At 64.0% G+C, this 5,195-nt stretch carries 7 protein-coding genes; 6 read left to right on the top strand and 1 reads right to left on the bottom strand.

Features of this window, described 5'->3' with window-relative positions:
- The 3 genes from EN935_RS21375 to EN935_RS21365 form a co-directional block, all read left to right on the top strand.
- Window positions 1-595 (top strand): extracellular solute-binding protein (locus EN935_RS21375; protein ID WP_127373584.1); only part of this gene is annotated, 595 nt, incomplete at its 5' end.
- A gap of 52 nt (window positions 596-647) precedes the next feature.
- Window positions 648-1,616: a sugar ABC transporter permease gene (locus tag EN935_RS21370; RefSeq protein WP_109659950.1), complete on the top strand. Its 969-nt coding sequence runs from the start codon at window positions 648-650 to the stop codon at window positions 1,614-1,616.
- A gap of 1 nt (window position 1,617) precedes the next feature.
- Window positions 1,618-2,442 carry a carbohydrate ABC transporter permease gene (locus EN935_RS21365; RefSeq protein WP_109659952.1) on the top strand — a complete coding sequence of 275 codons (825 nt, stop codon included), beginning with the start codon at window positions 1,618-1,620 and terminating at the stop codon, window positions 2,440-2,442.
- 348 nt (window positions 2,443-2,790) lie between these two features.
- On the opposite strand, the gene EN935_RS21360 is transcribed toward EN935_RS21365, so the two are convergent.
- On the bottom strand, window positions 2,791-3,126 hold the full coding sequence (locus EN935_RS21360; RefSeq protein ID WP_109659956.1) for a hypothetical protein: 336 nt from the start codon (window positions 3,124-3,126) through the stop codon (window positions 2,791-2,793).
- Window positions 3,127-3,295: 169 nt separating this feature from the next.
- Here EN935_RS21360 and EN935_RS21355 point away from each other — a divergent pair, with 169 nt between their 5' ends.
- The 3 genes from EN935_RS21355 to EN935_RS21345 all read left to right on the top strand — a co-directional run.
- Window positions 3,296-3,721: a lysozyme inhibitor LprI family protein gene (locus tag EN935_RS21355; protein WP_348629901.1), complete on the top strand. Its 426-nt coding sequence runs from the start codon at window positions 3,296-3,298 to the stop codon at window positions 3,719-3,721.
- 139 nt (window positions 3,722-3,860) lie between these two features.
- Window positions 3,861-4,604, top strand: a complete 744-nt coding sequence (locus EN935_RS21350; protein ID WP_164757573.1) for a DUF899 family protein — start codon at window positions 3,861-3,863, stop codon at window positions 4,602-4,604.
- Window positions 4,605-4,676: 72 nt separating this feature from the next.
- A partial coding sequence (locus EN935_RS21345; RefSeq protein WP_164771244.1) for a DUF4142 domain-containing protein occupies window positions 4,677-5,195 on the top strand: 519 nt, incomplete at its 3' end.

The following is a 5,195-nucleotide window of genomic DNA, read 5'->3' as shown; positions in this document are numbered from 1 at the left end:
GCTCGATATGATCAAGGGCTGGGTCGGGACCATCGCGCCTCCCGGCGTACTCGCCTACCAGGAAGAGGAATCGCGCGGCGTCTGGCAGACCGGCAACGCGGTCTTCATGCGCAACTGGCCCTATGCCTATGCACTCGGCAACGGCGAGGGCTCGCCGATCACGGGCAAGTTCGACGTGGCACCGCTGCCGGCCGGCACCGGCGAAGGCGCCCGAGCGGTCGCGACCCTGGGCGGCTGGAACCTCGCCGTCTCCAAATATTCGAAGCATCCGGATGCCGCGATCGAGCTGGTCAAGTTCATCGCCTCGCCCGCGATGCAGAAATACCGGACGCTGAAGACGTCCAACCTGCCGACTATCCAGGCGCTCTATGACGATGCCGACATCGCCAGGGAACAGCCGATTGTTCCGCGCTGGAAGCGGATCTTTCTCAATGCGGTGCCGCGCCCCTCGGCCGCGACCAGGATCAAATACAACGAGGCGTCGAGCCAGTTCTGGAACGCCGTTCACAACACGCTCTCGGGCGACGGCACTGCCGCCGACAATCTGGCCGACCTCGAAGCGATGCTGACCAAGCTGAAGGGCCGGGGCTGGTGACGCGACGATGCCGGGGCATCCGCCCGGCGGGACCACAACGAGCGGGTGCGAGATGACAAGAATGAAACCGCTACCTGAAACAGCCAGGGCTGCGCACTCGCCGTTGACGGCACAGCGCGTTCGCTCGGCGTGGCTTTTCCTGGCGCCAATGCTTCTGGTGCTCGCCGCGGCGGCCGGCTGGCCGCTTGCCCGCACGGTCTATTTCAGCTTCACCGACGCCTCGCTGGCCGACCTCGACGCGCGCCAATGGGTCGGCTTTGCCAATTACTTCTCGGTGCTGCACATGCCGAGCGGCCGCAACCTCTACGATGGTCTGCTCGTCGACCCGGTCTGGTGGCGTGCCGTCTGGAACACGGTGCGTTTCACTGTGATTTCGGTGACCTGCGAGACCACCCTCGGCATGATCGTTGCCCTGGTTCTCAATGCCGAATTCCCAGGCCGCGGCATCGTCAGGGCGGCGATCCTGATCCCTTGGGCTATCCCGACGATCGTCTCGGCGAAGATGTGGCAATGGATGCTCAACGACCAGTTCGGCATCATCAACGTCGTGCTGCTCAACCTCGGCCTGATCAGCGGCAAGATCGCCTGGACGGCCAACGCCGACACGGCGATGGCGGCGGTCCTCATCGTCGATATCTGGAAGGCGACACCGTTCATGACGCTGCTCATCCTGGCCGCGCTGCAGATGCTGCCGAGGGAGATCATAGAGGTCGCCAGGCTAGACGGCGCCAATCCGTGGCAGATCTTCTGGCGGGTGACCTTGCCGCTCATCCGCCCGGCGGTGATGGTGGCCGTGATCTTCCGCGCGCTCGATGCACTGCGCATCTTCGACCTGATCTATGTGCTGACGCCCAACAATGTGCACACCAAGTCGATGTCGGTGTTCGCCCGCGAGAACCTGTTCGAGTTCGACAAGTTCGCCTATGGCTCCGCCGCCTCGACCTTGCTCTTCCTGATCCTCGCTCTGCTCACCATCGTCACCATCCGGATCGGCCGGATAAGCCTGGACGGAGGCCGCTGATATGTGGATCCTGAAGCGCACGGCCTTTTACCTGCTGGTCGGGGGGATCGTCTTCGTCGCGGTGTTCCCGTTCTACTACGCCATCGTCACCAGCCTGAAATCGGGGACCGATCTGTTTCGGGCCGATCTGTGGCCGACGACGATCAGTCTCGCAAACTACAAGAGCGTGCTGACCGAGGGCAGCTTCGTAAGAAACCTGTTGAACTCGCTCTTCGTCTCCGGCGCGGTCGTCGGGCTGTCGCTGTTGCTCGGGGTCACCGCCGCCTATGCGCTGGCACGTATTCGATTCCGCGGCCGCTCGGCCCTGCTGTTCACAATCCTGTCGGTGTCGATGTTCCCGCAGGTGGCACTGCTGGCCGGGCTGTTCGAACTGGTCCGCATGTTCGGTCTCTACAATTCGCTGTTCGCGCTGATCTTCTCCTACATGATCTTCACCTTGCCGTTCACCGTCTGGGTGCTCACCACCTTCGTCCGCGATCTGCCGGTCGAGGTCGAGGAGGCGGCGATCCTCGACGGCGCGACGCCGTGGATCATCATCACGCGTGTCTTCCTGCCGCTGATGTGGCCGGCGCTGGCGACCACCGGCCTGCTGGCCTTCATCGGCGCGTGGAACGAGTTCCTGTTTGCGCTGACATTCACCTCCAACAACGCACAGCGGACCGTGCCGGTGGCGATCGCGCTGCTCTCCGGCAACTCGCAGTTCGAGATCCCATGGGGCAACATCATGGCGGCATCGGTGATCGTCACGGTGCCGCTGGTGGTGCTGGTCCTGATCTTCCAGCGCAAGATCGTCTCCGGCCTCACCGCCGGCGGGGTTAAAGGGTGAGGAGTGGTCGGCGAAGTTCTCAGATGTCCGGCGCGTTGCAGATCTTCTGCTTGAGATCAATCGCCCAGGCATTGTCGGCCACCACTTGCGGCAGCGCAGGGACGCCGGCGCTGCGACCCAAGGCGCCGGTCGCTCCATGTCGATTGGCGTCAGCGGGTTTTCCAGCGCATTGTGAACCGCTTCACATAGGCGGCTGCCGGCCAATGCTAACGTTGCGTCACTACACCATTTCAGCCGATCCGGGATCGTCGATTGGCTGGGCACAGGGGGAGGCTGCACCGGCTTGCGTCAGCTCCTCCATGGCGGGTTCCGGGGCGGGTTTCGGAACCCGCCTTCTTGCGCGATCTTCTAGATATCCGGTGCGTTGCCGATCTTCTTCTTGAGCTCCAGCGCCCAGGCGCGGCCCTCGTCGCCGCCCCACAGCAGCCAGGCGATATAGCCGGCCGACGGGTTTTGCTCATTGCCGTAGTTCTTGCCGCGCTTGTCGATCTCGTGGCGGGCGAAATAGCTGACCATACGGCGGATGGTGGAGGGGGCGAGCTTTTCGCGATTCTTCAGTTCGGTGGCGCGGGCGACGCCGATCTCGGTGCCGCCACGGCCGAATTCTTCGCGCAGCCTGAGGCCCTTGGCGGCATTGTCGGCCACCACTTGCGGGCAGCGCAGGTCGATCTCGCCGTCGTGCATTTTGTCCCCCAGGCTGGGCAGGCTTTAACCCGCGGTGAGAATGCGGGAAAGCCGGACGGGTTCCACATCCGAAAGAAACTGTCCACCAAGGCGGCAGGTCGCACCTTGCCTGCACTCATCCGGTTGCTAAGCTTCGCCCGCGTCGGGCTTTGCTAGAACCGGAGGAAACATGATGCGGCTTCTGCTCTCCAGCCTTGCCACCCTGATGCTTGCCGCTCCGCTCTTTGTCGGCGCCGCACGAGCCGCCGACGACTGCGCCAATGCGCAGGACCAGGCGACCATGGACGAATGCGCCGGCAAGGATTTCGATGCGGCCGACAAGAAGCTCAACGAGGCCTACAGGCAGATCGAGGGCCGGCTGAAGGACAATGCTGGGTCGAAGAAACTTCTGGTCGATGCACAGCGCGCCTGGGTTGCCTTCCGCGACGCCGAATGCTCCTTCCAGGGCGGTCCACCCGAAACCGCCGGCAGCGTCCGTCCGATGGTGGTCGCCAATTGCCAGGCGGGGCTCACCAACCTCAGGCTGAAGGATTTTCAGAGCTATCTCCATTGCGAGGAAGGTGTCCTGGACTGTCCGGTGCCGGCGGCGCAGTAGCGTTCTCCGACGCTCGGGAAGGTTTGGCCCGTCATCGCCGCGCGCGTGCAAGAATGTCGGAACCGATCGTCGCCAAACGTCCTTGGGTCGCAGAGCAACCGCGCCGGTACGCCGGCGCCGCGACTTGAAGGAGCCGACCATGATCACCTTTCCCAACGAATCCGCGAGATACCGCACCGCGCGTGAAAAACTGCTGCGCAAGGAAATCGAGCTGCGCCGCGTCATGGAGGAAGTCGCCGAGGCTCGGCGCGCGCTGCCGCCAGGCGGGCTGATCCGCCAGGACTATGAGTTCGACGCGCTGGATACCGAGGGAAGGCCCGCCAAGGGCAAATTTTCGGAGCTGTTCGCGCCGGGCAAGGACAGCTTGATCCTCTACAACATGATGTTTCCGCGCCACCCGCAGGAGACGCGCGAGGTTGCAACCAGCGGCGGCACGGCGAAGCTCGCCCGGCCGGACCAGCCATGCCCGTCCTGCACGGCGTTGCTCGACCAGTTCGACGGCGCGGTCGGCCATCTCGAAGCCGCCGGCCTCAATTTCGCTGTGGTGGCCAAGACCGCACTCGAAAACCTGGTCACGCTCGGCCGAGACAGAGGCTGGCGCAACATGCGGCTGGTGTCGTCGGCCGGCAACAGCTTCAAGCGCGACTACAATGCCGAGGATGCCGACGGCGCGCAGATCCCGCTGCTGTCGGTGTTTCATCGCGATGGCGATGGCATCCGCCATTTCTGGTCGTCGGAGCTCGGCTTCGCACCGTCGGAGCCTAACCAGGATCCGCGCGCCATCGGCACCTGCGAGATCCTGTGGAACCTGATGGATTTCACGCCGGAAGGGCGGCCGAACTGGAACGAGCAGCTGCAGTATGGGGAGGCGTGTTGCCACTGAGGGGCCGGGCGAAGCGCAACCTCACCGCATCTGCCGCGTTGGACCTTCGAGGATCCAACACGGAGAGTATCGATGAGACGCCATCTCACCTTTGCCACGCTGGCCCTTCTGGCCGGCGTGCCCGCGGCTTTCGCCCAACAGTCCTTGCCTGCCGACGTGCCACCGGTTTCGGGCAACAAGGTCGACACCGAGACGTTCTCCAGGTCGCTGGTCAGCGCCAACCGCTTCGAGATCGAGAGCAGCAAGCTGGCCGAGGAGAAGGGTGTCGCCGCCGACGTCAGGGAATTCGCCGCGCTGATGGTCAAGGACCACACCAGGGCCGGCCAGGATTTCGTGGCAGCGCTGGAGAGGAGCCAGACCACCGCGTCGGTGACCCCGGAAGGCCCGCCGCTGCTGCCGAAGGACCAGGCGATGCTGGACCAGCTCAAGGCGCTGGATGGCGAGGCCTTCCAGGCCAAATACATCATGTTGCAAACCGAGGCGCACAAGCAGGCGGTGGCGCTGTTTTCCACCTATGCGCGGTCGGGCGACGACCCGGCGCTGAAGGAGTTCGCCAAGAAGACGCTGCCGACGCTGAAGATGCATGAGAAG

Source organism: Mesorhizobium sp. M7D.F.Ca.US.004.03.1.1, from assembly GCF_003998635.1.
GTDB classification, from domain to species: Bacteria; Pseudomonadota; Alphaproteobacteria; order Rhizobiales; family Rhizobiaceae; genus Mesorhizobium; species Mesorhizobium loti.
The sequence above is the reverse complement of the archived record's forward strand: the minus strand, read 5'-3'. Positions and strand labels throughout refer to the sequence as shown.